General features: G+C 63.5%; 24 protein-coding genes. 10 read left to right on the forward strand and 14 right to left on the reverse strand.

From position 1 onward, the window contains the following. Positions 1-21: 21 nt before the first annotated feature. The 4 genes from dnaN to gyrB all read left to right on the forward strand — a co-directional run bounded on the left by dnaN (position 22) and on the right by gyrB (position 5,432). Positions 22-1,140 (forward strand): DNA polymerase III subunit beta, encoded by a 1,119-nt coding sequence (dnaN, locus tag FEV53_RS04785; protein ID WP_142833680.1) that lies wholly within the window; start codon positions 22-24, stop codon positions 1,138-1,140. Between the two features lie 88 nt (positions 1,141-1,228). After that, a complete protein-coding gene (gene recF, locus FEV53_RS04790; protein ID WP_142833681.1) occupies positions 1,229-2,320 on the forward strand; it encodes a DNA replication/repair protein RecF in 1,092 nt (363 codons plus the stop codon). Further along, positions 2,317-2,937, forward strand: coding sequence for a LysE family translocator (locus FEV53_RS04795; protein ID WP_142833682.1), 621 nt, complete (start codon positions 2,317-2,319; stop codon positions 2,935-2,937). The genes recF and FEV53_RS04795 overlap by 4 nt, the downstream gene beginning before the upstream one ends. Before the next feature lie 80 nt (positions 2,938-3,017). Then, positions 3,018-5,432, forward strand: coding sequence for a DNA topoisomerase (ATP-hydrolyzing) subunit B (gyrB, locus tag FEV53_RS04800; RefSeq protein ID WP_142833683.1), 2,415 nt, complete (start codon positions 3,018-3,020; stop codon positions 5,430-5,432). 61 nt (positions 5,433-5,493) lie between these two features. Here the strand turns inward: gyrB and FEV53_RS04805 are convergent, their stop codons facing one another. Then, complete coding sequence (locus FEV53_RS04805) at positions 5,494-7,737, reverse strand: Ig-like domain-containing protein (protein ID WP_142833684.1); 2,244 nt, start codon at positions 7,735-7,737, stop codon at positions 5,494-5,496. A 525-nt stretch (positions 7,738-8,262) separates the two neighbouring features. After that, the gene (locus tag FEV53_RS04810; protein WP_142833685.1) at positions 8,263-8,457 is read right to left on the reverse strand and encodes a hypothetical protein; all 195 of its coding nucleotides are present in this window, start codon (positions 8,455-8,457) and stop codon (positions 8,263-8,265) included. Positions 8,458-8,599: 142 nt separating this feature from the next. Between FEV53_RS04810 and chlG the strand changes: the two genes are divergently transcribed. From chlG to FEV53_RS04835, 5 genes are all read left to right on the forward strand, one after another. Then, complete coding sequence (chlG, locus tag FEV53_RS04815) at positions 8,600-9,505, forward strand: chlorophyll synthase ChlG (protein ID WP_142833686.1); 906 nt, start codon at positions 8,600-8,602, stop codon at positions 9,503-9,505. Continuing rightward, entirely contained in the window at positions 9,502-10,794 is a 1,293-nt protein-coding gene (locus FEV53_RS04820; RefSeq protein ID WP_142833687.1) for a BCD family MFS transporter, read from the forward strand. The genes chlG and FEV53_RS04820 overlap by 4 nt, the downstream gene beginning before the upstream one ends. Continuing rightward, positions 10,787-11,989, forward strand: coding sequence for a geranylgeranyl diphosphate reductase (locus FEV53_RS04825; RefSeq protein ID WP_142833688.1), 1,203 nt, complete (start codon positions 10,787-10,789; stop codon positions 11,987-11,989). Before FEV53_RS04820 ends, FEV53_RS04825 begins: the two co-directional genes overlap by 8 nt. After that, positions 11,986-12,519 (forward strand): isopentenyl-diphosphate Delta-isomerase, encoded by a 534-nt coding sequence (gene idi, locus FEV53_RS04830; RefSeq protein ID WP_142833689.1) that lies wholly within the window; start codon positions 11,986-11,988, stop codon positions 12,517-12,519. The genes FEV53_RS04825 and idi overlap by 4 nt, the downstream gene beginning before the upstream one ends. Positions 12,520-12,682: 163 nt before the next feature. Further along, entirely contained in the window at positions 12,683-13,246 is a 564-nt protein-coding gene (locus FEV53_RS04835) for a L,D-transpeptidase (RefSeq protein WP_246100732.1), read from the forward strand. A 160-nt stretch (positions 13,247-13,406) separates the two neighbouring features. On the opposite strand, the gene pufX is transcribed toward FEV53_RS04835, so the two are convergent. The 12 genes from pufX to FEV53_RS04895 form a co-directional block, all read right to left on the reverse strand. Continuing rightward, positions 13,407-13,622 (reverse strand): RC-LH1 core complex protein PufX, encoded by a 216-nt coding sequence (pufX, locus tag FEV53_RS04840; protein ID WP_142833690.1) that lies wholly within the window; start codon positions 13,620-13,622, stop codon positions 13,407-13,409. A 5-nt stretch (positions 13,623-13,627) separates the two neighbouring features. After that, positions 13,628-14,620, reverse strand: coding sequence for a photosynthetic reaction center subunit M (gene pufM / locus FEV53_RS04845; protein ID WP_142833691.1), 993 nt, complete (start codon positions 14,618-14,620; stop codon positions 13,628-13,630). Between the two features lie 14 nt (positions 14,621-14,634). Beyond that, a complete protein-coding gene (pufL, locus tag FEV53_RS04850) occupies positions 14,635-15,465 on the reverse strand; it encodes a photosynthetic reaction center subunit L (RefSeq protein WP_142833692.1) in 831 nt (276 codons plus the stop codon). 74 nt (positions 15,466-15,539) lie between these two features. Further along, positions 15,540-15,722, reverse strand: coding sequence for a light-harvesting antenna LH1, alpha subunit (gene pufA / locus FEV53_RS04855; RefSeq protein ID WP_142833693.1), 183 nt, complete (start codon positions 15,720-15,722; stop codon positions 15,540-15,542). Positions 15,723-15,736: 14 nt separating this feature from the next. Further along, positions 15,737-15,886, reverse strand: coding sequence for a light-harvesting antenna LH1, beta subunit (pufB, locus tag FEV53_RS04860; RefSeq protein WP_036177768.1), 150 nt, complete (start codon positions 15,884-15,886; stop codon positions 15,737-15,739). Between the two features lie 100 nt (positions 15,887-15,986). Continuing rightward, a complete protein-coding gene (pufQ, locus tag FEV53_RS04865) occupies positions 15,987-16,217 on the reverse strand; it encodes a cytochrome PufQ (protein WP_142833694.1) in 231 nt (76 codons plus the stop codon). Continuing rightward, positions 16,214-17,692 (reverse strand): chlorophyllide a reductase subunit Z, encoded by a 1,479-nt coding sequence (gene bchZ, locus FEV53_RS04870; RefSeq protein WP_142833695.1) that lies wholly within the window; start codon positions 17,690-17,692, stop codon positions 16,214-16,216. Before bchZ ends, pufQ begins: the two co-directional genes overlap by 4 nt. Before the next feature lie 103 nt (positions 17,693-17,795). Continuing rightward, positions 17,796-19,343, reverse strand: a complete 1,548-nt coding sequence (gene bchY / locus FEV53_RS04875; RefSeq protein WP_142833696.1) for a chlorophyllide a reductase subunit Y — start codon at positions 19,341-19,343, stop codon at positions 17,796-17,798. Positions 19,344-19,416: 73 nt separating this feature from the next. Continuing rightward, entirely contained in the window at positions 19,417-20,427 is a 1,011-nt protein-coding gene (locus FEV53_RS04880) for a chlorophyllide a reductase iron protein subunit X (protein WP_142833697.1), read from the reverse strand. Further along, a complete protein-coding gene (bchC, locus tag FEV53_RS04885; protein ID WP_142833786.1) occupies positions 20,424-21,362 on the reverse strand; it encodes a chlorophyll synthesis pathway protein BchC in 939 nt (312 codons plus the stop codon). The genes FEV53_RS04880 and bchC overlap by 4 nt, the downstream gene beginning before the upstream one ends. Before the next feature lie 112 nt (positions 21,363-21,474). Then, on the reverse strand, positions 21,475-22,548 hold the full coding sequence (locus FEV53_RS04890; RefSeq protein ID WP_142833698.1) for a methyltransferase: 1,074 nt from the start codon (positions 22,546-22,548) through the stop codon (positions 21,475-21,477). Continuing rightward, the gene (locus FEV53_RS04895) at positions 22,545-23,417 is read right to left on the reverse strand and encodes a polyprenyl synthetase family protein (RefSeq protein ID WP_142833699.1); all 873 of its coding nucleotides are present in this window, start codon (positions 23,415-23,417) and stop codon (positions 22,545-22,547) included. Before FEV53_RS04895 ends, FEV53_RS04890 begins: the two co-directional genes overlap by 4 nt. 83 nt (positions 23,418-23,500) lie before the next feature. Between FEV53_RS04895 and crtD the strand changes: the two genes are divergently transcribed. Further along, positions 23,501-24,988 (forward strand): 1-hydroxycarotenoid 3,4-desaturase CrtD, encoded by a 1,488-nt coding sequence (gene crtD / locus FEV53_RS04900; RefSeq protein ID WP_142833700.1) that lies wholly within the window; start codon positions 23,501-23,503, stop codon positions 24,986-24,988. Positions 24,989-25,024 lie beyond the last annotated feature (36 nt).

A 25,024-nucleotide genomic window follows, 5' to 3' on the forward strand; every position in this document is an offset into this window, starting at 1 on the left:
GGATCTGCGGTGGAGGATGAAATGAAAGTCAGCATCGAACGGAACGCATTGCTTCGTGCGGTGGCCCGCGCGCAATCCGTTGTGGAACGCCGGAACACAATCCCGATCCTATCCAATGTCCTGATTGAAGCCGATGGCGATGAGATACAGTTCCGGGCCACCGACCTCGATATCGAGGTGGTGGACAAAGCACCGGCCAAGGTCGAGCGCGCCGGATCCACCACCGTCAACGCGGTGCTGTTTCACGAGATCATCCGCAAACTGCCCGATGGCGCGCTGGTTAACCTCAGCGAAGATGGGGCCAGCGGGCGGCTGGATGTGCATGCGGGCCGGTCAAGCTTTCACCTCGCGACCCTGCCGCGGCAGGATTTCCCGGTCATGCAAACCGGCGACTATCAGGCGAATTTCAACGCCCCTGCCCCCGTGCTGCGGCGGCTGTTTGACAAATCCAAATTCGCCATCTCGACCGAGGAGACCCGCTATTATCTGAACGGCGTCTATATGCATGTGGCCGAGGGCGAGAGCGGGCGCGTGCTGCGCTGCGTGGCCACCGATGGTCACCGTCTGGCGCGGATCGATGCAGGTCTGCCGGAGAACGCAGAAACCATGCCAGGCGTCATCGTGCCCCGCAAGGCAGTGGGCGAGCTGCGCAAACTGCTCGACGATGACGAGGCAGAGATTGCGGTGTCGGTGTCGGAGACCAAAATTCGCTTCGCCACGCCGGATATTACCCTGACGACGAAGGTCATTGACGGGACCTTCCCGGATTATCACCGGGTGATCCCGGCCAATAACACCCGTAAGCTCGAAGTGGATGCGAGCGACTTTGCCCATGCGGTGGACAGGGTGGCCACAGTGTCGTCCGAGCGGTCGCGCGCTGTGAAGCTCCAGATCGAGGAAGACAAGCTGACCCTCTCGGTCAAGGCGCCCGATTCGGGCAATGCCGAGGAGGAGCTGGTAGTCGCCTATGGTGACGAGCCTCTGGAGATCGGCTTTAACGCCAAATACCTGCTGGAGATCGCCGGTCAGGTGGATCGGGAAAACGCGGTGTTTCTGTTCAATTCCCCCGGCGACCCGACCTTGGTGCGCGAGGGAAGTGACACATCGGCGGTTTATGTCGTGATGCCGATGCGTGTGTGACGGACCTGGGCTGGGGCTCTGCCCCGCCTGCCCTGATGGGCAGACTCCCCGTGGTATTTTTTAGACAAAAAGAGAGGGGGGCGCGGGGGTGTATCTGACGCGTCTCGATCTCAGCCATTTCCGGTCTCATAGACGTTCTGTGCTGGAGGTGGACAGTCGCCCTGTGGCCATTTGGGGACCGAACGGGGCGGGCAAGACCAATCTCATCGAGGCGGTATCCCTCTTGTCCCCCGGGCGGGGACTTCGGCGCGCGGCGGCGGAGGAACTGGTGCGACGACCGGAAGCGCTGGGTTGGCGTGTGGCGGCGGAGGTGACGCAGGGCGGGCTCGGCGAGGAGGTAGAGACCCGGGCCGAGCCGAACCATGGGCGCACGGTGCGGATGAGCGGCAAGCTGGTCCCACAGGCGGCGCTGGGGCGGCTGGTGCGGGTGTTGTGGCTGGTGCCGAGCATGGACAGGCTCTGGATCGAGGGCGCCGACGGGCGGCGGCGGTTTCTGGACCGGATGACACTGTCCTTTCGCCCGGAGCATGCGGAAGTATCGCTGCGTTATGAGAAGGCGATGCGCGAGCGCAACCGGCTCCTGAAGGATCAGGTGCGCGATCCAGCCTGGTACCGGGCGCTGGAAGTCACGCTGGCTGAGGATGGGGCGCGGATTACTGGTGCGCGTCAGGAGGCGGTGACGCGGCTTAGGGCGGCGCAGGACGATGCGGAGACGGGCTTTCCAGTATCAGAGCTGGAGATTGTCGAGGCGGAGGGGCCGGAGTTATCGGCCGAGGCGCTGGCGGAGGGCCGAATGCGGGACATGGCCGCCGGGCGGACCCTGATCGGGCCGCACCGTGCGGATTTGCGGGCAACCTATCGCGAGAAGGGCGTCCCGGCGGCGCAGTGCTCAACCGGCGAGCAGAAGGCCCTGCTTATTTCGCTGATCCTCGCCAATGCGCGTTCGCTGCGAGATGAAACCGGGGAGGCTCCGATCCTACTACTCGACGAGGTGGCGGCCCATCTGGATGCGGGGCGGCGGGCGGCGCTGTATGACGAGATCGAGGGGCTTGGTGCGCAGGCTTGGATGACCGGAACGGGACGGGAGCTGTTCGAGGAGCTGGGGTCGCGCGCGCAAGGGGTTGAAGTTTCGGAAACCGGCGGTGAAAGCTGCGCCGTTCCAAGGGACCTCCAACTATGACCCTCTCGCCCCTCGACCTGTCGCTCTACGCGGTCGCGTTGTTTGTGCTGTTCCTCACCCCCGGTCCTGTCTGGGTAGCGATGCTGGCGCGGTCGCTCTCGGGCGGGTTCCACGCGGCATGGCCGCTGGCGCTGGGGGTGGTCGTCGGCGACGTGCTCTGGCCGCTGCTGGCGATCCTCGGCGTATCCTGGGTGTTGTCGCTCTATGGCGGGTTTCTGGATGCTCTGCGCTGGGTAGCGTGCGGGGTCTTTTTGCTGATGGGCGCGCTGATCCTGAAGAACCGCGATGAAACCATCGCCAGTGACAGCCGCCTGACGCGGCCCGGCGTCTGGGCCGGATTTCTCGCCGGACTGGCGGTGATCATCGGTAACCCCAAGGCGATCCTGTTCTACGCGGGCATGTTGCCGGGCTTTTTCGATCTGACGGCGCTGACCCGCTGGGACATCCTCGCAATCTGCGCGATTTCGGCCCTGGTACCGTTCTGCGGCAACCTCCTGCTGGCCCTCGGCGTGGATCAGGTGCGCAAGCTCCTGTCCTCTCCCGCCGCCATCCGCCGGACCAATACCGTCGCGGGCGGATTGCTGATCGCGGTGGGGCTCGCAATCCCCTTTATCTGACACAATATCTGGTGGGTTCAGCGTGACATTTCCCCCACCAGACCGTAGAAGCGGGGGACAAGAACAAGCAACGGAACACCATGACCGACAGCACCGCAAAGCGCGAAGAGTACGGCGCCGATTCCATCAAGGTTCTCAAGGGCCTGGAGGCCGTTCGTAAGCGCCCCGGCATGTATATCGGGGACACGGATGACGGCTCCGGCCTGCACCACATGGTTTACGAGGTGGTCGATAACGGCATCGACGAGGCGCTGGCTGGTCATGCCGACCGCGTTGTGGTGACGTTGCATGCCGATGACAGCGTCTCGGTCCACGATAACGGGCGCGGAATTCCGGTGGGCATCCACGAGGAAGAGGGTGTGTCCGCCGCCGAGGTCATTATGACCCAGCTCCATGCGGGCGGCAAATTTGACAGCAACTCCTATAAGGTGTCTGGCGGTCTGCACGGGGTCGGTGTGTCAGTGGTGAACGCTCTGTCGGACTGGCTCGACCTGCGCATCTGGCGCGACGGCAAGGAGCACGTCGCACGCTTCGAGCGTGGCGAGACGGCGAAGCATCTGGAGGTCGTGGGCGACTCGGACAAGACTGGGACGGAGGTGCGCTTTCTCGCCTCGACGGACACGTTCTCGAACCTCGATTACAGCTTCAAGACGCTGGAAAACCGCTTGCGGGAGCTGGCTTTCCTGAATTCCGGAGTCCGCATCATTCTGCGCGACGAGCGCCATGCCGAGTATGTGGAAACCGAGCTTTTCTACGAGGGCGGTGTCCGGGAGTTCGTGAAATATCTGGACCGCTCGAAAACGGCGATGATCGACGAACCGATCTTTATCATCGGAGAGCGTGAGGGGATCACCGTCGAAGTCGCCATGTGGTGGAACGACAGCTACAACGAAATGGTACTGCCCTTTACCAACAACATCCCCCAACGGGATGGCGGCACCCATCTGGCGGGCTTTCGCGGCGCGCTGACGCGGACGCTGAACCTCTATGCCGGGCAGTCCGGGATTGCCCGCAAGGAAAAGGTGAACTTCACTGGCGACGACGCGCGTGAGGGGCTGACAGCGGTGCTGTCGGTCAAGGTGCCGGACCCGAAATTCTCCAGCCAGACCAAAGACAAACTCGTCTCCTCCGAGGTACGCCCGGCGGTCGAGGGGCTGATGAACGAAAAGCTCTCGGAGTGGTTCGAGGAGAACCCGAACGAGGCGCGGACCATTGTGACGAAGATCGTCGAGGCCGCCTTGGCCCGCGAGGCGGCGCGCAAGGCGCGGGAAATGACGCGCAAGAAGTCGTCCCTCGACGTGGCCAACCTGCCCGGCAAACTCGCCGATTGTCAGGTGAAGGACCCCGCCCAGCGTGAAGTCTTCCTCGTGGAGGGCGACTCGGCAGGTGGATCAGCAAAACAGGGCCGCGCGCGGTTCAATCAGGCGGTGCTGCCACTGCGGGGAAAAATCCTCAACGTAGAGCGCGCGCGGTTCGACCGGATGCTGTCCAGTCAGGAGATCGGCACGCTGATCACCGCGTTCGGCACCGGGATCGGACGCGACGAGTTCGACATCTCGAAATTGCGCTACCACAAGATCATCATCATGACCGACGCGGATGTGGACGGCGCCCATATCCGGACGCTCCTGCTGACCTTCTTCTTCCGCCAGATGCCGGAGATCATCGAGGGCGGGTATCTGTACATCGCCCAGCCGCCGCTGTTCAAAGTGATGCGCGGCAAGTCGGAAGTGTATCTGAAGGACGAGGCCAGCCTTGAGGATTATCTGATCCAGCAGGGCGCGGATGGTGCCGTGCTGCGGCTAAACAATGGCGACGAGATCGCGGGCAATGACCTGCTGCGGGTCATCGAAGAGGCGCGCACGGTCAAGCGGGTGCTCGGCCAGTTCCCGACCCATTACCAGCACACGATTCTTGAACAGGCTGCGATTGCGGGGGCATTTGAACCCGGCGCGGTGGACGCGGATCTGCAAGGCGCCGCCGACCGCGTGGCAGACCGGCTCGACCAGATCGCTGCCGAGTATGAAAAGGGTTGGTCCGGCCGGATCACACAGGATCACGGCATCCGCCTGTCGCGCGTTCTGCGCGGGGTGGAGGAGTTGCGGACGCTGGATGGCGCCGTGCTGCGTTCCAGCGAGGCCCGGCATCTCGGCGCGCAGACCGAGGCGCTGCAGGGGATCTATGCCGAGGAGGCCAAACTGGTGCGCAAGGAGCGCGAGCAGCTCATCCACGGACCTTTGGATCTGGTCAAGGCGATCATGGATGAAGGTGAGCGTGGCCTAACACTCCAGCGCTACAAGGGTTTGGGCGAGATGAATCCGGATCAGCTCTGGGAGACAACGCTGGATCCAGAAGCGCGGACGCTGTTGCAGGTGAAGGTCAATGACGTAGCCGAGGCCGATGACATCTTTACCAAGCTCATGGGCGACGTCGTCGAGCCCCGCCGGGACTTCATCCGGTCCAACGCGCTGAACGTCGAAAATCTCGACACCTGATCTACACAGAAAAAGCGCCCCGGTTTCCCGGGGCGCCCGTCACTCTCTACACACCAAAACTTCAGGCGAGACCAAAGATATCGACGGCGGTGGTCATGCTCATATCGGGGATGCCGTCCTGATTATCGTCAAACCGGATCGTCAGTTCCGCAGTATTCAGGTCGCCGAAATCAGCGTCCAGCCCCGACGCGGCCAGATCGAGCTGGAGACCATAGACCGTATCCACGAAGGCGTCAGGGTCCAGGCTTTGCGCGTCAATCATGGCACCGCTGGTGTCATAGGTGGTCAGGGTCGCCTCCACGATGCTTCCATCCGGGATTGGAGAGGCCAGCAGTGCTTCGCGCAACTCATCGCTCGAGAACACCTTTTCGGCGCCGCCCGTGTTGTCGATCCGCTGGAGCTCGACGAGGCTCGAACCGGCACCGACACCGATCGCCGTCACCTGAGCACGATCCTGAAGGCCGGCAATAGTCGCATCACTGAATGCTCCTCCGTAGCCGTCGGTTAGGAACATCACAACGTTGCTCTCGGGGTTGGCCGGATCATCGTCTAGCTCATTGATCAACCTCAGGGCTTCCTGCCCAGCGCGATCAAAGTTTGTCCCACCAGCGGCCTGCATCGTCTGCAATTCGGCATCAATCGCATCGCCTGTAGCCGACATGCTTGCAGCATCACCGTCCAGCGTGAATGTTTCAGTCGCCGAATCCCAGGTGATGGTGTTGGATGGTGAATACGCGTTGAAGAACACGGTTCCGATCGTCACCTGCCCGGGTCCGAAGCCCTCTCCGGCAATCTCCCGATCCACGATCGACTCGGTTACAGCGTTCAGCCCCGCGATCTCAGCGTCGAGGATGGTGTTTGCCATACCGTCGCCATTCAGATCGCCAACCGGCGTACCGGCGAATGTGTTGAACGTACTACCAGACGTATCGACAACGTAGATCACATTGAGAGTCGGCTGGATCACCGCACCGAAGCTGATCTGCACCTGACCGTCGGTCGTACCGTCCTCAGTAGTGCCGTTCAGGAAGAGAGAAACGCCAATCTCCTGATTTGTGTTGGGGGTGATCCCGCTCACCACAGACATGGTCTGGGAACTGCCCTCACCATAGATCGTTACGTCGACGGTCGCCGTCTGGGTTTCACCCTGACCATCCTCGATCGTGTAGGTGAAGGTGTCGGTCACCGATTGCCCATCGCCCATCGCAAGGAATGCGGGGTCGATCGCATAATCGAGGCCGTCGGCCGTTATGGTCGCCAGCCCAAAGCCACCGTTGACCGAGATCACCTGAATAGCCGAGCCGTCCGGGTCGGAGTCATTCGCCATGACGTCAAGCATCTCGGATCCCAGCGCACTTGCGGTGATCGAGTAGGCATCATCGCCGGCCACAGGCGCCTGGCTGCTTCCGACAATGTCGACCGTCACGGTCTGTGTCACCGCCGACCCATTCGAGTCCGTGATCGTGACCTCGTACGTCTCGGTGATGGTTTCCCCGAGTGTCAGAAAATCGACTTCAGCGTTGGCCACCGAGAAATCCCACGTGACCTCGCCGAGCGAATCTCCGGTTGCCGAGTTCGAAATCGCCGCGGTCAGATCACCGTATTGAGTGCCGGCACTCGAGCCGACATAACTGACGGCCACCGTATGCACGTCGTTCGTATCGGGGTCGACAAAGCCAATGACGCCGCTATCCACCAACGTCACGGACGGGTCGAGATCTTCTGTGACCGAGCCTGAACTGTCCGCAGCCAGAAGGGCCACGTCGTCATTCTCGCCCATAATCATCAGTTCCACCGTCACGGTGTACACACCCGGCTCACCGCTGTCGTGGTCATGCAGGCAGATGCGGTGTCCGATGCCGAGGCCGTTGGCATCGGTGTGCCCGCGCCCGATCTGATGGCCGATGCGGTTGGTCAGTTCCGTTTCATCTACAGTCCCCTCAACGGTAAACGTGAAGCTCTCTACGGCGAACTCGCCAGAGGAGAGATAGTCGAACTGGCCCAGGGGATTGTAGCTCAGCTGCCCGTCCGCGGTCAGGCTGATATCGCCACTCGTCAGACTGCGATCCGTCAACGAGAAGATCAGCGAGTCGGTCGTCGCGAGGCCGTCTGTCAGTGATGTGAGCAACGCCACATTTTCGCCGGTGGACAAGGACATCAACTCAGGAAGCTGAGGCTCGTCACCGCAATCATCGAGGGTCTTGCCGGTCTGCGCCAGCCACTCCGCAAACATCGCGTCCCAGTCTTGGGTGGTGGTTGCGTCAGAGCTTCCTACAATAGTGCTTTCAGTTGTATCTAATGCCATTTTTGCCTCCAAATACGTCGAGGCATACCGGTCAGAATCGCCAAAAAATCCTTTGGCATCCTATCTTAAAAAAACTTGGCGACCAGTATGCTGCCGCAGAATAAATACCCGTAAGGGTCAAACAATATCCAAAGTGATATATGAAAAGACACGGTATTGCTAGTGTTTTTTATAAATTCACAGTCGAAGAAAAAGCCATTTTTAATACAGTGGCTTGCTTCTGAATGGTTCACTGGTCTTCACAGCCGACCGTACGAGACAGGCTCTGAAGACCGGCGCTGGCGACGCACACATCTTGGGGACGCACCGAACTCATCGTCGCCCCCAAGGACTGGAACATCCCAGTCTGGCGTATCCGACCTGAACATGCTGCTTCGTGTGATCCGCCGCCCGTGCACGCCCGTGAGACAAGGGCGACAGAGCATTCGGCATCCCGAGTGACCGACCGTATGGATGTGCCCGGAACTATCTTGCGCAACTGACGAACTACGCTGTGGGTCGTTCACCACATATGATCAGGGACGGCTAGACCCGCCGCCCTCGCTCAATCGCCACGAAGGCTTGCACCCCGCGACCGACAGGTTCGGGCTGCCTGCGAGACCAGACATTCCCCATCGTCTTGCTCCAGGATTTCTGAGCACGTCGTCTCAGCGTCTCATATCGCCGCAGCCGCCCCGCGACCTGCCGCCCAAAGCCTGAATCGATCACATGTTTCGCCATAGTATCCTCCCAGACGCTGTGGGCGTTCACCATAACACAATGACAAAAGATCAGACCCTCCCCTTTTGGCTAAAGTTGTTCAGACCCGCCATGACGCACGCCGAGCTTGCCAGACTCAGCATTTTAGGATTTTAATTTACATATGAGTGTACATTTTGAATTACATCCTGATCGCAGCCTGCCCGAACCGACCGCGTTGCTCCGGTTGATCAAGCCAATCACATGGTTTCCGCCTATGTGGGCGCTGCTGTGCGGGGCCATCTCCTCCGGCGCACCGCTGCTCCCGAACTGGGCGCTGGTTGCAGTGGGGCTGATCCTCGCAGGACCGCTGATCTGCGGTATGAGCCAGGCCACGAATGACTGGTTCGACCGCCATGTGGACGCGATTAACGAGCCCGACCGTCCGATCCCGTCAGGCCGGGTGCCCGGGCGCTGGGGGCTGTATATCGCCATTGCCATGACGCTGGCGGGCCTCGCGGTCGGCGCGACGCTGGGACCGTGGGGCTTTGGCGCGACGGTGGTCGCCGCCGTGGCCGCGTGGGTCTACTCCGCCCCACCGTTACGTGCCAAACAGGACGGGTTCTGGGGCACACTCCTCGTGGCGATCTCCTACGAAGGACTGCCTTGGTTCACCGGGGCCGCGATCCTTTCGGCGGGCGCGCCCTCGTTCTTCGTCATCGTGATCGCGACGCTCTACGCCTTTGGCGCTCAGGGCATCATGATCCTCAACGATTTTAAGGCCATCGAAGGCGACCGCCAGATGGGCATCCGCTCCCTCCCGGTGATCAAGGGTCCCCTCGTCGCCGGACGCATGGCCTGTACGATGATGATCCTGCCGCAATTCCTCGTCATCATGATGCTGATGATCTGGGACCGGTCGCTTTACGCACTGGCGATCAATGGGCTGGTCGCGGTGCAAATCCTGATGATGCGCCATTTCCTCAAGGACCCCACGGGCCGCGCGCTCTGGCTCTCGGGACTGGGCGTGCCATTCTACGTCAGCGGCATGATGATCGCGGCCTTTGCCATAAGGGGGCTCACCCTGTGACACTTTCGTGGCTGTCCATCTTTCGCCTCGGCGCGGTGCAGATGTGCCTCGGGGCGATTGTCGTTCTGACCACCTCGACCCTGAACCGGCTGATGGTGGTCGAGCTTGCGCTCCCTGCGGTTCTGCCCGGCGCGCTGGTGTCGCTCCATTACGGCATCCAGATCACCCGGCCGTCCTGGGGGTTCCTGTCGGATACCGGCGGTCACCGGACCCGATGGATCATTGGCGGCATGGCGGTGCTGGCAGCGGGGGCCTATCTCGCCGCGACCGGCGTCGCGCTGATGGGCAGCCACGCACTGGGCGGCCTGCTGCTGTCCATCCTCGCCTATGCGCTGATCGGCCTTGGAGCAGGCGCTGCGGGGACCTCCGTGCTGGCCTTGCTGGCCACCGCGACCGCACCCCGCAGGAGGGCCGCGGCGGCGACAATTACGTGGCTGATGATGATCCTCGGCATCGCGCTGACCGCGGGCATCGTCGGCGGCATGCTCGACCCCTATTCTCCCGCGCGGCTCCTGAAGGTCGCGGGCGGGCTCTGTATCCTCGCGCTGACTCTCGCCGCGCTGGCGGTCTCGGGAATCGAGCGGCGGGTCGTGGCCCGCGCCGAGCCTGATCCCATGCCCTTCTTCGAAGGGCTGTCGGAGATCTGGGCGGAACCGAGAGCGCGGCTGTTCACCCTGTTCGTGTTCCTCTCCATGACCGCCTATTTTATGCAGGAGCTGATCCTGGAGCCGTATGCGGGACTGGTCTTTGGGTTCACGCCGGGGCAATCGACGCAGCTTTCAGGCATGCAGAATGGCGGTGTTTTCATGGGGATGCTGCTGGTGGGGGTAGCTGCCACGGGACTCGGGATCGGGCGGCTGCGGACATGGGTCGTCGCGGGCTGCATCGGCTCGGCGCTGGCGCTGATGGCGATCGCGGGGATCGGCCTGATGGCCGTTCCGCTCCTGCCCGCCACCACCGTCGCGCTAGGCTTCTTCAACGGGATGTTCGCTGTCGCCGCCATCGGCGCCATGATGCAGCTCGCGGGCGAAGGACGCGGCGCAAGAGAGGGCACCCGGATGGGCCTCTGGGGTGCGGCGCAGGCCATCGCGGCAGGATTCGGCGGCTTTGCCGGGGCGCTCGGGGTGGACCTGCTGCGGCTCGCCCTCGCCGATGCGCCAGCCTTTGGCAGCGTGTTCCTGTTCGAGAGCGCCCTGTTCCTCGCCGCCGCCCTGATGGCTGCCGCGATCATCGACCCCCGCTCGCACCACGCGAGACATACCGACAGAGGAGACACGGCCCATGCCTGAAGAACGGACAGTTGATGTGGTCGTGGTGGGCGGCGGGCCTGCCGGAGCAACGGCCGCCGAAGATCTGGCGCGCTCGGGCGTGCGGGTTGCGCTCCTCGACCGGGATGGCCGGGTCAAGCCCTGCGGTGGCGCCATCCCGCCCCGGCTGATCCAGGACTTCCACATCCCCGACAGCCAGTTAGTGGCCAGGATCCGCACCGCCCGCATGATCTCCCCCACCGGGCGCAAGGTCGATATTCATATCGAGGGCGGCTTTGTCGGAATGGTGGATCGGGGACCCTTTGACAGCTATCTGCGCGACCGGGCGGAACAGGCAGGGGCACTGCGTCTCCACGGTCAGTTCCTGCGGATCGACCGGGAAAATGGCACGGCGGTGGTCTATCGCGATGCCTCGGATGGCAGCGAAAAGCGGATCGCCACGCGGCTTATCATTGGCGCCGATGGGGCCCGGTCTCGGGTGGCGCGCAACGAGGTGCCGGGGGGCGACACGATCCCCTATGTGATCGCCTACCACGAGATCCTTTCCGCGCCCGAAGGCCCCGCCGCGCAGATGGCGGATTACGAGCCTGACCGCTGCGACGTGATCTATGACGGGCGGATTTCGCCGGATTTCTATGGCTGGGTCTTCCCCCACGGTCAGACACTGAGCGTCGGCATTGGGACGGAGGTGGACAGCGTGAACCTGAAACACGCAACCGAAGCCCTGCGCGCGCAGGCTGGGTTGACGGGGTGCGAGACACTCCGGCGCGAGGGGGCACCGATTCCGCTGAAACCTCTCGACCGCTGGGACAATGGGCGCGATCTGGTGCTGGCGGGAGACGCAGCAGGGGTGGTCGCCCCGTCTTCGGGCGAGGGGATCTACTACGCCATGGCCGGGGGCCGGGTCGCGGCGACGGCGGCCGCGGCGACGCTGAAATCGGGCCGGATCAAGGACCTCCGACTGGCCCGGCAGCTCTTTATGCGCGAGCACAAAACGGTGTTTCGGGTCTTGCGCTCCATGCAGGATGCCTATTACCGCTCGGATGAGCGGCGCGAGCGGTTCGTCTCGCTGTGCCACGATCTCGACGTCCAGCGGCTGACCTTTGAGGCCTATATGAACAAGTCCCTCGTCAAGGCGCGCCCGATGGCGCATCTGAAAATCGGCGCCAAGAATATCGCCCATCTCCTGCGGCTGGTGCCGGAAACATCTGTATGACAGAGACGCTGATCCCGGCCTGGGTGGACGGCGAACTCACGCCCGTTGAAAAGCTGGAGGTCCACCAGCGCGGACTGCGCCATCAGGCGATCTCGGTCTTTGTGATGCGCGACGGCAAGGTGCTGATGCAACGGCGCGCACTCGGTAAATACCACACGCCGGGGCTTTGGGCGAACACCTGCTGTACCCATCCCCATTGGGGCGAGCCCTCGGAGACTTGCGCCCTGCGCAGGCTTGGAGAGGAGTTAGGTCTCTCCGGCATACCGCTCACCCCCCGGGGTACTGTGGAATATCGGGCCGACGTGGGCGGTGGGCTGATTGAGCACGAGGTCGTCGACCTGTTTATCGGCGAGGCCCCCGCAGGAATGGAGCCGAACCCGAACGCGGATGAAGTCTGCGACACCGCTTGGATGGCACCTGATGACCTGACCCGCGATGTCGCCGAGCAGCCAGACCGATATGTTCCGTGGTTGAAGATCTATCTGCGGGACCATGCGGACAGAATTCTGGACACAGTCGGTGCCTCATAGATAGGCTAAGATGCTATTGAAAACTCCGTGTGCATCTATTTCTATGATTTCGTGTCAAAGGTGAACAAACTTGCGTGAGCATTTCCGCCGATACGCGACTCACACGTTGCACCGCGCGCCAAGTCGATTAATAGACGTTTTCAGGTTTACACAGGAGTCCGCCATGCTGACGAGACGACACTTTATCGTCACCGGCCTTGCCGCTGCCGCGACCCCCGCCGCTGTTTTGGGGCATAATGGCCTGCCCCATGAAAACCGCGGATCGATGATCGCACGGGACGTGGCTGTGCGGGGCGATATCGAGGTTGGGTCGATCCATATCTTCCCGAAGTATTTTTCGCTCTACCACGTACGCGCGCCGGGAATGGCACGCGAATATCACTGCGCCGTCGGCGAAGACGGGCGCAACCTCGTCGGTGATACCGTGGTCAAGCGGATGGTCGAATGGCCGTCCTGGACCCCGACGGCCAACATGATCCGTCGCGAACCCGACCTGTACGGCAAATTCGCCGGTGGCATGCCTGGTGGTCCGGAGAACCCGCTCGGCGCGCGCGCCATGTACCTGTACAAAGGTGGGCGGGACACGAAGTACCGCATTCACGGCACGCCGCAACCGTGGTCCATTGGCCAGGCGGTGAGCTCGGGTTGCATCCGTCTGACGAATGACGACGTGGTCGAGCTTTACAACCGGGTGACCATCGGGACGCGCGTGAAGTCCTACGCCTGATCCTCGTCAGTACGAAAAAAGCACCGCACCGGAGGTTGGAGTCCGGGCGGTGCAGTTTCCTGTAGCCAACAGGAAGGGAACCGGGGCCGTAGCCCCAAGTGACCCGCGCCGGGAATGGCGCAGGACGGCGTGACGGGGACCCGCAAGCCCCCGGCATCTCTCACCCCAACATTGTCAGTGCCGGTGCCACGAACTCCATCGCGGCAAAGGGATCCTTGGGCAGCAGATGGCTGACAGCCCGGATGATCAGGATGAAGGCAATCACTCCGAAAAACACCGCCGCCGCATAGACCGCACCAAGGGTCATCTGGGTGAAGATCCACATGCGCAGGGAGGGCGGATTTTCGTGGTACCAGGGTTTCTGTGTGTCACTCATGATCCTCACTCCTTTGCAGGCGGGCTGTAGATGGTGAACTCTTCGGGCGTACGGGCGGGAACGTAGTTGTTCTCGGCCCCATAGCCGTGCTCTTGCGCCCAGACGAACCAGTTATCCACGACCGTGCCGGTCAGCAGGATGCCGATTCCGCCCGTCAGTGTGGTCAGCACCGCGAACCACCACGCCCAGCGGTGGATGCCTTCCATGGTGGCATTAAAGCCCATGGTCCAGCGCCAGAACAGACCCGCGCGCTCAGACGCCGTGCCGCGATCCGCGATCTGGTCCAGCTCCCGGTCGCCGCCATAGCGGCTGACGGCAAGGATGGTCCCGCCATGCATGGCGAACAGCAGCGCCGAGCCATAGAGGAACGCGATGGAGAGCGCGTGGAACGGGTTGTAGAACAGGTTGCCGTAGGTGAGCGAGAACAGGTTGGTCCAATCGAGATGCGGGAAGATGCCATAGGGCACCGCTTCGGACCACGACCCCATGAGCATCGGACGGATCAGACCCAGCACGAGGAACAGCCAGACCGCAGAGGCAAACGCCCAGAAGACGTGCTTGCCCATCTTGAGCTGGGCCGCCAGTTGCCAGCTCCGCGCCAGCCAGGCCAGCACCGAGACCAGCAGGAAGGCGGAGGCGATCACCCAGAGGCCCCCTTCCCAGAGCGGTGCCATCCCGAGCCCATATTCCGGCGAAGGCGGCTCCAGCGCCATGTAGAACAGGTCGCGCATGAACACCGCCGGGTTGAACTGCGCCTGCACCCAGAAGCTTATCCCCACGAGGAAGAACCACGCGCCGCCGGTGATCAAGCTGAGGACGCCGAACGGCCCCAGATAGACCGGCCCGAGCTGGGCGTTGCCGAGCCAGCCGAAGACGGTCGCAAAGCGCGTGCCTTCGGTCCGGTCCCGCAGATCCACGTCCTCAACCATGCCCATCTCGGGCGGGCCCTGAACCTGTACCTGGGTGAAGATATTCTGATATTGACGTGTACTTGCCATGTCACATCCCTCCCTTACAGGTCAGCCCACCAGGGCAGATTGAGATACCAATCCCACCACGCGACCCACTGGTCGAACCAGATGGTCCCGGAGATGACGATACAGATCGCCGACCAGAAGGCCGCGTTGATCGCCAGCAGATAGCCCAGACGGTGGATGCCGAGCGGCCCGATCGAGTAGCCGATATAGTCGCGGAAGAACGTGTCTTCGTGATCCGGCTGCTTCATCTCCTCGCCCTTCTCGGGATTGGCGGCGGACAGGATCAGAGACCCGTGCAACGCCAGCGCGAGGCAGGTGGTAAAGAACAGCGAGACCGCGACCATGTGGGCCGGGTTATAGTGGAAGTTGCCATAGAGATAGCCGGTGTAGCTCACCCAATCGAGGTGGCTCCAGATCCCGTAAGGGAAGGCATGACCCCAGGCGCCCAGGAGCACAGGCCGGATGACCTGCAGCGTGGTGTAGGCGAGAATCGCAAAGCCGAAGGCCACGGGGATATGCAGCCCCATGCCCAGCTTGCGACAAATCTCGACCTCCCGCAGCGCCCATGAGATGAACGCCCCGTGGGCACAGATGGTGATGATCTGCCACAGCCCACCCATATCCAGCGGCGCGGCCCCGAGCCCATAGGAGATCGGCGGCGGGTTCACAGAGATCAGCCAGGGGTTCCAGACCCCTTGCATGGCGGCGGTATAGAAGATCAGGATCGTGCCCAGACCGGCAAAGAAGGCGGTCGTCACACCGAAAAAGCCGACATAAAACGGGCCGACCCAGAAATCGAACAGATCTCCGCCGATGAGCGTACCGCCCGGCACGCGATATTTACGTTCGAAACTGAGAAGGGCCATGGCCGTGCTCCCGGTTATAAATGGATGGCGTCGGGCGGGCAGACCCGCCCGACGCGTTGGCTTTCGGGGTCAGGTCACTCGCTGGATTCGGCCCCCGGCACGCCATATTTGGCCGCCGAAGTCTCGAACCAGTTGTACCGATCCGTGCTGAGCAGGACGAGATGAATCATCGCTGCCAGCAGGAACAGGAACACACCCTGCGCGACGAATACGCGGCGCGGGTCGAAGACCAGCCAGATCTTGTAGAATTTTGCCATTCTCTAGATCCTCCTCAGAACCACGGACGCCAGATGAACACCGCCAGATGGGCGAGGACCGCAACGGCCGAGAACAGCCAGAGCCCGCTCATGTAGACGGAGTGCAGTTCTTGCGCCTGCTCGTCGGTAAGACCCGTGAAGGACAGGTCGGTTCTATCAGCCATGGTAGACCTCCTTATGGAGTCAAGCTGACGCCGCGGAGCCCCGCGGCCGGGTTCCGGCGGATGCCGGATCTCCCCCGGAGAGATGCCCCCGGGTGGAACCTCATGCCGAAAAGATCATCGGCGTGATGATGCGCGCCTGGGTCCAGGCACGTGCGATCGGTCCCCGGTCAGGCCAGTGGCCCGAGCGCAGCAGGCGGAGCGCCCAGGTCAGGCAGGCCAGCGGCAGAGTCGCCAGAAAGATGATCGCGAAATAGATGAGGAATTCCGTCCGGAGCCCTTCGGCCCTGTGGATCGGCTCGGCCACGTGGGCGCTTGTCGAGATATCAGTCATTCTCCGTCCTCCTCAGTGATCGGTTTTGCCCCGGCGGGGCTCAGCCCCCGCACAACATCGCGGCCCACCCGGGCCTCGCCACGCTCAAGCGCCACCCTCTCGGCGGCATCGCGCAACTGTCGTGCGGCGGAAATTCGTGTCAGCACCGGATGCTCGGCGACGATCCGGTCAAGCTCGGCCTGCGCCTCCGGCTCCCAGGGCAGATCGCGGCGCAACTGGCTCGGCGTTGCAGCGGCAGCATCCATCTCATGGGCGGCGGGCAGGATGTGGAACAGCGCGTCAAACAGCCCGTTGCAGATCTCCTGCAACAGATACGTCGCGCCCGCGTATCCCATAAAGGGCGTCCCCGTGGCCCGCCGGATCGCAGCGCCGGGGAAGCCCGCCGGAATGAAAGACGGTCGCGGCCCATGCCCCCCCGCCATCTCGGCGAGATACATTTTTTCGTTGATCGACCCCATGAGGATCAACGGACGACTCTGGTGGATCTGTGCCCTGACAGCCTCATTATCGGTCTTCTTCCCCGCGACCCGCGCCACCGCAAAGGCACAGGGAAAGCCCAGCTCATCCTCCAGATAATGCCGGATCCCACGCGCATAGGTCTCAGTGGACACGATCCCAAAGCTCGCGGTGGCGAAGAAATCCTGAGTGACCGAGCGCCACAGATCCCAGACGGGCTTCAGCGTCGAATGCTTCTCCCGCTCGATGAACGGTTCGGGGTCGAGACCCAGCAACTCGCCCAGCGCCCGCAGGAACTTCGTCGTCGATTCCACACCGATGGGCGCCTGCAAATAGGGCTTGCCCAGCACCTCGCACAGCCCGCGTCCGAATTCGCGATACATGCAGATGTTCACATCCGCATTCACGAGCCCTCGCATCTCGGCCAGATGCGCGCCCAGCGGCATCACCATGTTCACCTCGGCGCCAATCCCCTCGACCAGCCGCCGGATCTCGGCCAGATCGCTGGCCATATTGAACACCCCATACATGGGCCCGAGGATATTCACCCGCGGAGCCGCCCCCTCGGGTCGCTTTGCCTCGGGCGGCATCCGCCCCTTCGTCTGACCCCATTCGGTGAACAGCCAGGTCATCGCCCGGTCCGCCGCCTGCCACTGGTCCTCATCGATGGTGCGCGGCAAAAACCGCTGGATCGAGGTCCCCTGCGGGGTCACCCCGCCGCCGATCATCTCGGCAATCGACCCTGTCACCACCACCGCCGGCAGCGCCGGATCCAAAACCTCCCAGGCGCGCTTCATCGCCTCTTCGGTGCCCGCGCCCATCTCCTCTTCGCCCAGCCCCGTCACTACAATCGGCAACTCATGGGGCGGCAAGCCGTCCGTGTAATGAAGCACAGAGGTCACCGGCAGATTCTCGCAGCCCACAGGCCCGTCGATCACCACCTGCAAGCCTTTCACCGCCGTAAAGGCATAGACAGCGCCCCAATAGCCACCGGCCCGGTCATGATCGAGGATCAGCATGACACCCTCCCCGACCCGGCCTTCATCTTTCCGGAAATACCCCGGGGGGAGGCGCCGCAGGCGACGGGGGGCAGCGCCCCCACAGCATATGTCCGCAACAGGCTCACGACAGATCCCCCATCGCCGCCCGACGCTTCGCCAGCTTCTTCGCGTTTTGCGCCCGGAACTCGGGCCGCTCATTGGGCAGGCCGGACCAAATTCCGGCCCGATCCCCGCTCCCGACCCCTTCATAAAAGGCCCGCATCCTCGCCATGCGGTCCCGGTTCGCCATCGCCCCGTTAATTACCTGCGCGAGCGAACCTGCTCCCGCCGGTCCCATCAGAGGCCGCGCCGAAATCAGGTTGGTGAAATAGAGCGCTGGCACACCCATCTCCTTGGCCTTCTGCACCACCGGCGTGGTGCCAATGGCCAGATCGGGCCGGATCGCTTCGACCGCCGCCAGATCGTCCTCAAGCGAGGCGCGCCATTTCAACGTCACCCCCCGCGCCTCCAGCCACGCCGCATCCACCGCCGCCGCCTCTGTCCGGGGGCAAGCCGTGCCCACATAAGGCACCTCCGCCCCGCTCTCGATCAACAGCCGCGCGACCAACAACTCCGAGCCCTCATAGCCCGACAGCGTGATCACCCCGTCAATCGGGGCCGCCGCCAACGCGCCCCGGATCGCAGGCAGAAACGCATTCTTCGCAGCACCCACCGCTGCCTCGGCCACGCCAAAGGCTTCGCCGACAGTGCTCAGCCAGGCATCTGTTCCCTCGACTCCCACCGGCGCAGAACCAAACGAAGGCCGTCCCGCCCGCGCGAATTCCCTCAGGCTCGCCGTGTAGAACGGATGGATCGCCGCCACCGCCCCACAATCCAGCGCGGCATAGAGCTCGCGCCATTCCCGCGCAGGCACCACCGGTCCCGCCGCGATCCCCATGGGCGCCAGCATCGCACCGATTTGCACAGGATCCGCCGGGAACATCTCCCCCAGCAGCGTCAGGCTGGGCCGGTCCTCGACACCAGCCACGGGCCGCGCCACGGGACCCGCCTCGGCCTCTTCCCTTGCATAGGCCAGCATTGCACCCGCCAGGACGTCCTTCGCCTCCGCATGGGTCGGCACGCCAAAGCCCGGCACATCAATGCCGATGATCCGTACCCCGTTGATCTCTTTCGGAAGCAGCTTCAGCGGCACGCCGGACGCCGTCGGCACGCAAAGGTTCGTCACCACAATGGCGTCATAGCGCTCCGGATCGGCCATGGCGTGGACGCTCTCGCGGATGTCCTCGAACAGCTTTCCGGTGACAAGCGTCTCGGAGTCGAACGGTACATACCCCACCGACCGCCGCGCACCGTAGAAATGGCTGACGAAACTCAGCCCGTAGACGCAGCAGGCCGACCCCGAGAGTACCGTCCCCACCCGGCGCATCCTCAGACCCGTCCGCAGGGAGCCAAAGGCCGGACACATGCTCTGGGGCTTGTCATGCGGCCCCTTGGGATAGTCCTTCGCATAGCGCGCGAGGATCTCCGCTGACCCGGCCAACTCCGCCGCGCGCGCGAGTTCCGCGGCCCCGCCATGGCATCCCGAGCCCTCCGCCGACACCGGAGAGGGCACCTGCCCTTCCAGCACCTCGACCGAGGCGGTGTCGTCATATGAGATCTCTTTGGCCATCCTGCCGCTTCACCTTTCTCAAAATATCCCGGGGGCCGCGCAGCGGCGGGGCAGAGCCCCTCCCCGGTTCATGTCACACGTCGTCGTAAATCACCTCGAGAGACGGCTTCGGTGCCGATTTCGTCCCCCGCATATCCGCGTCCGTCGCAGGCTCCAGCACCACGCCCGCACCCGTCTCACCGGGCGCGAACAGCCCCAGGAGCCCATCCTGATCCAGCGCCACGGGATGAGTGGGCGGGGAGTCGGCTACCGCCTCGGCCAGCCCGGCAAAGAGCGGACCCCAGGGACCGGCTCCGGTGCCGACAATCTGGTAATTCGCGGATTTGCGTCGCAAATCCTCATCCGCCGGAATCGCGGCCAACACTGGAATATTCACCGCCTCCGCAAAGGCTTGCGCCTCACCGGTGCCGTCATCCTTGTTGATGACCAGCCCGGCCACGCCCACATTGCCGCCGAGCTTGCGGAAATATTCCACTGCCGAGCAGACATTGTTGGCCACGTAGAGCGATTGCAGGTCGTTCGAGCCGACAAGGATCACCTTCTGCGCCATGTCGCGGGCGATGGGCAGGCCGAACCCGCCGCAAACCACGTCGCCCAGAAAGTCGAGCAGCACATAGTCGAAATCCCACTCGTGGAAGCCGAGCTTTTCCAGCAGCTCAAACCCGTGGATGATGCCGCGCCCACCACAGCCGCGCCCGACCTCCGGACCGCCAAGTTCCATGGCAAAGACGCCGCCGCGCTTGAAGCACACATCCCCGATCCGCACCTCCTCGCCCGCCTGTTTTTTGGCGGCTGAGGTCTCAATGATCGTCGGACAGGCTTTGCCGCCGAACAGCAGTGAGGTCGTGTCGGATTTCGGGTCGCAGCCGATCAGCAGCACTCGCTTGCCCATCTCCGCCATCATGTGGCTGAGATTGGCGAGGGTGAAGGACTTGCCGATGCCGCCTTTGCCGTAGATCGCGATGATCTGGCATTTTGAGGTCGGCTCCGCCTGCGGCACTTCCAGCGTCGGCTCGGCGGCTTCGGCGCGCAGGGTTCGGTCGTAATCTTTCAGATTGGGCGCCTGTGGCGTGTCGAGGCTCATGCCACGTCCCTCCAGTCCAGTACGAGTTTCAGGCAGGTCGGATCGTCAAAGGCCGTCGCATAGGCCGAGGCTGCATCGGCGGCGGGCCGGGTCACGCTGATCAGCCCTGTCAGGGACAAGGCGCCGGATTCGACGAGCGCCCGCGTCACCTGCATGTCCGCCGGTGCCCATTCGGCCGAAACCCGCAGCCGGGCTTCCTTCATGAAAGCGGGCGGGAAGGCAAAAGAGATCGGGTCCTCATAGAACCCTGCCAGAACGATCTCGCCGCCCTTGGTGATGCGCGAGATCAGTTCGGGCAGCAAATCCGCCCGTCCGCTGGCATCAAAGATCGTCTCATAGGCCCGATGGCTGTCCTTTTCCGGGTGGATCACCTCGTAGCCCTCGGCACCGCCCATGCGGTCGGGCGAGACTTCCCAGACCACCGGAGTGCCCCCAGCCGCCACGGTGAGGCGCGCCAGCAAGCGACCGAGAACCCCATGCCCGACAATCAGCTCGGGCAGTTCCGTCCGAAGACCGGCAATCGCGTGGCGCGCCGTTGCCGCCAGTGCCAGCAGCGCGCCCTCATCACCCAGACCGCGATCCACACGCGTCACACGGGATCCCGGCGTCACGACGCGCCGCGCAGAGCCGCCAAAAAGACCCCGGACATTGCCGTAGCAATCAGCACCGGGAACAAAGACATGATCGCCGACCTTCAGGCCGGACTGAGGCCCCGCCTCGACCACGTCACCGACGCTCTCATAGCCGGGCACCAGTGGATAGCCCATCCCGGGAAAGGGCGGCATCCGCCCGGTCCAGAACAGTTTTTCAGTTCCGGTGGAGATCCCCGACGCCGTGATCTCGACGACCACATCTTCGACACCGGGCTCCTGCAAAACCAGCTCGGACAGAGCAACCTGTCCCGGTTCTTCCAGAACGATGGCGGTGGTTGTCAGCACGGCACCCCCCCTTGGGTTGCCACCCCGAGTCACGCGATTATGCAAGGGGCGGTTGCACTGTCAGTCTACGTGTACATTTTGTTGTGTCAATTAATTTAGACATCTTCTGTTAACGTATTCCGACAACGACGGAGGTCACGAAGGCCCGGCGCGGCTTCAGGCATTCGGTTTTGACAAAGCCTGCTTGCCTCATCAGGGCTGCGATCTGCTCCGGTGACCGCGCCCGGCCGGTGCCCATGGCGGCGCAATAAAGCGCGAAATAGACATCACCGGGACGGGTCGGACGGTCTCCGCCGGTCATCGGCTCGGATACGATGAGCCGCCCGCCCTCAGGCAAAGCGGCCCGGATTCGTTGCATCAGATCGAGCACCGTCTCATCCGCGTGGTCGTAACACACCCGAATCAGCGTGATCGCATCATGCCCCTCCGGCAGAGGTCCGTTGCGAAAGCTGCGCCCAACCAGATCGAGGGCCTCTCTCAGCGGGTCAGTCACGCCGGCGAGAACTTCCGGCAGATCCATCAATGTGAGCTGCAGGTTCGGGTATCGCGTATGGACATGCGACAGAAACCGGCCTGTGCCGCCCCCCACATCCAGCAGCCGCTCTACCCCTGACAGGTCGAGCTGATCCAGCGTCTCGGCGGCGACCATATCCTGGCTCTCTGCCATCAGGCGGGAATAGCGCGCGGCCTCCTCGGCCCCAGCCCCACCCCCAAATACATAGGGCCAGAACCGCGCGAGCTCCGGATCGGTCTCGTCCCGCAGAAATGCCACCGGATCGCTCAGATCCCGGTACAGCACCTCGTGATGGCGGATCATGTCCGGCAGCCCGGGCACGCCGGCCAGAGCCGCTCCGCGCAGGGTTGTGCGGTAGCCCCGGCGACCCAGCGACAACAGCCCCATGGCCACCCCAGCCCTAAAGACGAGTTCCGCGCGATCGGGCGTCAGTGACACATCCGGGGCAAGCTCCGTCGCAGTGCGGGGTGCATCTATAAGATAGTTGAGGACATCCAGCTCGATCAGAGCGCGGAGCATCTGAGTCTGCACGAAGCCCGAAACAAGGTCGAACATCGCCTCGCCTTCCCGGCGCACCCGGCCCCGGGTCAGGGGGAAGCGCGCCGCCCATGTCTGGAACGCGGGCGACGCCGCGCGCCGCAAAAGCCGCGCGCGCAGGCGAGGCATCATGAATTGGGTCGGTCGGTCTTGACCCTCGGGGCAAGCTTCGCCGCCGTGCGGTTTACCATCTCGGCCAACATCGCTTCGCCGGGGCAGGACGGGATTGAGGCAATCGCTCCCGCCAGAATCGCGTCGAGACGCGCCGACGCGCCCTCTACCCCCAGCTCGCTCACCGCACTGGGGCGCCCGAGCCGATCATCCTGACCAGTTGGCTTACCCAATTCCTCTTCATCGAGCAGTACGTCCCGCAGGTCATCAGCGACCTGAAACGCCTCGCCAATCCGGGCGCCGAGCTCTTCCCAGGGCTCAGGGTCCTGCCCCGCCGCCGCCGCCCCCATCTGGGTCGCGGCGATGAACAGAGCGCCAGTCTTGGCCCGGTGATAGGCAGAGAGGTCGATCTTTTCCTCGCTCTCCCAGCCCTGCCCGGCGCAGATGCCGTTGGGCATGCCACTCCGCTCCGACAGAATGGCCATGAGCTGGATCGCCCGGACGGGATCAATCTCAGCGGCGCGGATCAGCCCCTCAAAAGCCGCGATGATGAGCGAATCGCCTGCCAAGACAGCAAGCGGTTCGGAAAAGGCGCGGTGGACGCTGGCTTTGCCCCGTCGCAGATCGGCGTCATCAAAGGCGGGCAGATCATCATGGACGAGACTGGCGCAATGCATGATTTCCAGCGACGCAGCCGCCGCGTCGGTCAGACGGGGCTGATCGTCGCCACAGGCCAGCGCCACGCTGGTCAGAATAGTCGGGCGAATCCGGGCGCCGCCGGGGGTGCAGGCGTAGTAGAGCGCAGCGCCCAACCGGGGCGGGGCGGATTTCCCCTGATGACGGCGCAGGGCCGCGGTAATCGCCGTTTCGATCCGCTCAGAAATGGACATGGGCGCCTCCGCCTTCAATCAGTCTAGACAGCAAAGTGTCAATTTATGTGGACACACCTCGCGACACCTGTCAACGTCTAACCATGTCACAGGTCCTCGTCATCGGTGCAGGTCTGGGCGGATTGTCCGCCGCGATGCGCCTGGCCCATGCAGGGCTGAAAGTCGAGGTCTTCGAGGCGGCGCCCTATCCCGGCGGCAAGCTGCGCGCCCTGCCCTCCCCGGCCGGCCCGGTGGATGCGGGGCCTACGGTGCTGACCATGGGCTGGGTCTTTGAGACGTTGTTCCACGATTGTGGCCTGAGCCTGGCTGACTATGTGACGCTGACGCCTGAGCCCCTCCTCGCCCGTCATTTCTGGCCCGACGGCACCCGGCTGGACCTCTACAGCGACCACGGCGCCTCCATCGAGGCCGTGCACGCAAGCCTCGGGGCGACAGCAGCGCGGGAGTTCCAGCAGTTCGATGCGGACACGGCGGCACTCTTTGACGCGTTCCTCGACCCGGTCATGCTGGCACCGCACCCGAGCCTGTCAATGCTCACCGGCATCGTGCTCCGGAACCCCGGCCTCTGGCGCAAGATGGCGTCGGGCGCGACACTGACCCGTCATCTGAACCGGCGATTTTCCGAGCCAAAGTTGGCGCAGCTTTTCGGGCGCTATGCCACCTATGTGGGCGGACTGCCCCATCAGGTGCCCGCGCTCTTGTCGCTGGTCTGGCAAGCCGAAGCGGGCGGAATCTCCCGAGTCGAAGGGGGGATGCATCAAATGGCTCTCGGCATGGCCCAAGCCCTTCGCGATCTCGGCGGCGAAATCCACTGCGACAGCCCGGTTCGGCGGATCCTGCACGGCCCCGAAGTCGAGTTAGCCGACGGATCCCGCCGCACCTCCGATCACGTGGTCTTCAACGGAGATCCCAAAGCCCTCTGGCGCGGCGATCTGGGGGCAGATCCGAAACACGCGATCCGGCGGAGCGCGGTGTTGCCCCGGTCTCTCTCGGCGGAGGTCTGGACCTTTGCCGCCAGCCCGCGGGGCGCCGATCTTCACCACCACAATGTCTTTTTCGGCACTGATCCGACGACGGAATTCGAGCCTATTGGCCGCAGCAAAGCGCCCGAGGACCCCGCCATCTATGTCTGCGCACAGGATCGTGGAACCGGGCGCACGCCGCCTGCCGTCGAACGGTTTCAGACCATCGTTAACGCCGCTCCCCTGTCGAACCGCGAGGAGGTCCGCCCATGTTACGAGACGACATTACACGCGCTGGCCCAGCGGGGGCTGAGCTTTGCGAGCCAAACGGACAAGGCACACCGGACGACGCCCAAGGACTTTGCAGCGCTGTTTCCCGGCAGTCTCGGGTCGCTCTACGGGCGATCCCCCAAGGGGATGCTGGCGACCTTCCAGCGCCCTTGCGCGCAGTCCCGGATGAAGGGGCTCTACCTCGCGGGCGGCGGAACCCATCCTGGAGCGGGGATGCCGATGGCGACGCTTTCCGGGAAGCACGCGGCAGAGGCGATTTTGAGCGACCGAACTTCGACCTCGACGTCCCGCCAGACGGCTACGCGTGGTGGTATCTAGACGCCCTCTCCGAAGACGGACGACGGGGTGTCTCCG

Origin of the sequence: Palleronia caenipelagi, from assembly GCF_007004065.1 — a bacterium.
GTDB classification, from domain to species: domain Bacteria; phylum Pseudomonadota; class Alphaproteobacteria; order Rhodobacterales; family Rhodobacteraceae; genus Palleronia; species Palleronia caenipelagi.

What these genes read in the sequence shown, in the direction of transcription:
- FEV53_RS04825 (WP_142833688.1), top strand. Translation starts at nt 10,787, where the DNA reads ATGCCTGAAGAACGGACAGTTGATGTGGTCGTGGTGGGCGGCGGGCCT.
- bchZ (WP_142833695.1), bottom strand. Translation starts at nt 17,692, where the DNA reads ATGCTGATCCTCGATCATGACCGGGCCGGTGGCTATTGGGGCGCTGTC.
- pufB (WP_036177768.1), bottom strand. Translation starts at nt 15,886, where the DNA reads ATGGCTGATAGAACCGACCTGTCCTTCACGGGTCTTACCGACGAGCAG.
- bchY (WP_142833696.1), bottom strand. Translation starts at nt 19,343, where the DNA reads ATGGCCAAAGAGATCTCATATGACGACACCGCCTCGGTCGAGGTGCTG.
- pufL (WP_142833692.1), bottom strand. Translation starts at nt 15,465, where the DNA reads ATGGCCCTTCTCAGTTTCGAACGTAAATATCGCGTGCCGGGCGGTACG.
- FEV53_RS04835 (WP_246100732.1), top strand. Translation starts at nt 12,683, where the DNA reads ATGCTGACGAGACGACACTTTATCGTCACCGGCCTTGCCGCTGCCGCG.
- dnaN (WP_142833680.1), top strand. Translation starts at nt 22, where the DNA reads ATGAAAGTCAGCATCGAACGGAACGCATTGCTTCGTGCGGTGGCCCGC.
- idi (WP_142833689.1), top strand. Translation starts at nt 11,986, where the DNA reads ATGACAGAGACGCTGATCCCGGCCTGGGTGGACGGCGAACTCACGCCC.
- FEV53_RS04795 (WP_142833682.1), top strand. Translation starts at nt 2,317, where the DNA reads ATGACCCTCTCGCCCCTCGACCTGTCGCTCTACGCGGTCGCGTTGTTT.
- pufM (WP_142833691.1), bottom strand. Translation starts at nt 14,620, where the DNA reads ATGGCAAGTACACGTCAATATCAGAATATCTTCACCCAGGTACAGGTT.
- pufQ (WP_142833694.1), bottom strand. Translation starts at nt 16,217, where the DNA reads ATGACTGATATCTCGACAAGCGCCCACGTGGCCGAGCCGATCCACAGG.
- pufA (WP_142833693.1), bottom strand. Translation starts at nt 15,722, where the DNA reads ATGGCAAAATTCTACAAGATCTGGCTGGTCTTCGACCCGCGCCGCGTA.
- crtD (WP_142833700.1), top strand. Translation starts at nt 23,501, where the DNA reads ATGTCACAGGTCCTCGTCATCGGTGCAGGTCTGGGCGGATTGTCCGCC.
- FEV53_RS04810 (WP_142833685.1), bottom strand. Translation starts at nt 8,457, where the DNA reads ATGGCGAAACATGTGATCGATTCAGGCTTTGGGCGGCAGGTCGCGGGG.
- chlG (WP_142833686.1), top strand. Translation starts at nt 8,600, where the DNA reads ATGAGTGTACATTTTGAATTACATCCTGATCGCAGCCTGCCCGAACCG.
- FEV53_RS04805 (WP_142833684.1), bottom strand. Translation starts at nt 7,737, where the DNA reads ATGGCATTAGATACAACTGAAAGCACTATTGTAGGAAGCTCTGACGCA.
- FEV53_RS04880 (WP_142833697.1), bottom strand. Translation starts at nt 20,427, where the DNA reads ATGAGCCTCGACACGCCACAGGCGCCCAATCTGAAAGATTACGACCGA.
- gyrB (WP_142833683.1), top strand. Translation starts at nt 3,018, where the DNA reads ATGACCGACAGCACCGCAAAGCGCGAAGAGTACGGCGCCGATTCCATC.
- pufX (WP_142833690.1), bottom strand. Translation starts at nt 13,622, where the DNA reads ATGAGTGACACACAGAAACCCTGGTACCACGAAAATCCGCCCTCCCTG.
- FEV53_RS04890 (WP_142833698.1), bottom strand. Translation starts at nt 22,548, where the DNA reads ATGATGCCTCGCCTGCGCGCGCGGCTTTTGCGGCGCGCGGCGTCGCCC.
- FEV53_RS04895 (WP_142833699.1), bottom strand. Translation starts at nt 23,417, where the DNA reads ATGTCCATTTCTGAGCGGATCGAAACGGCGATTACCGCGGCCCTGCGC.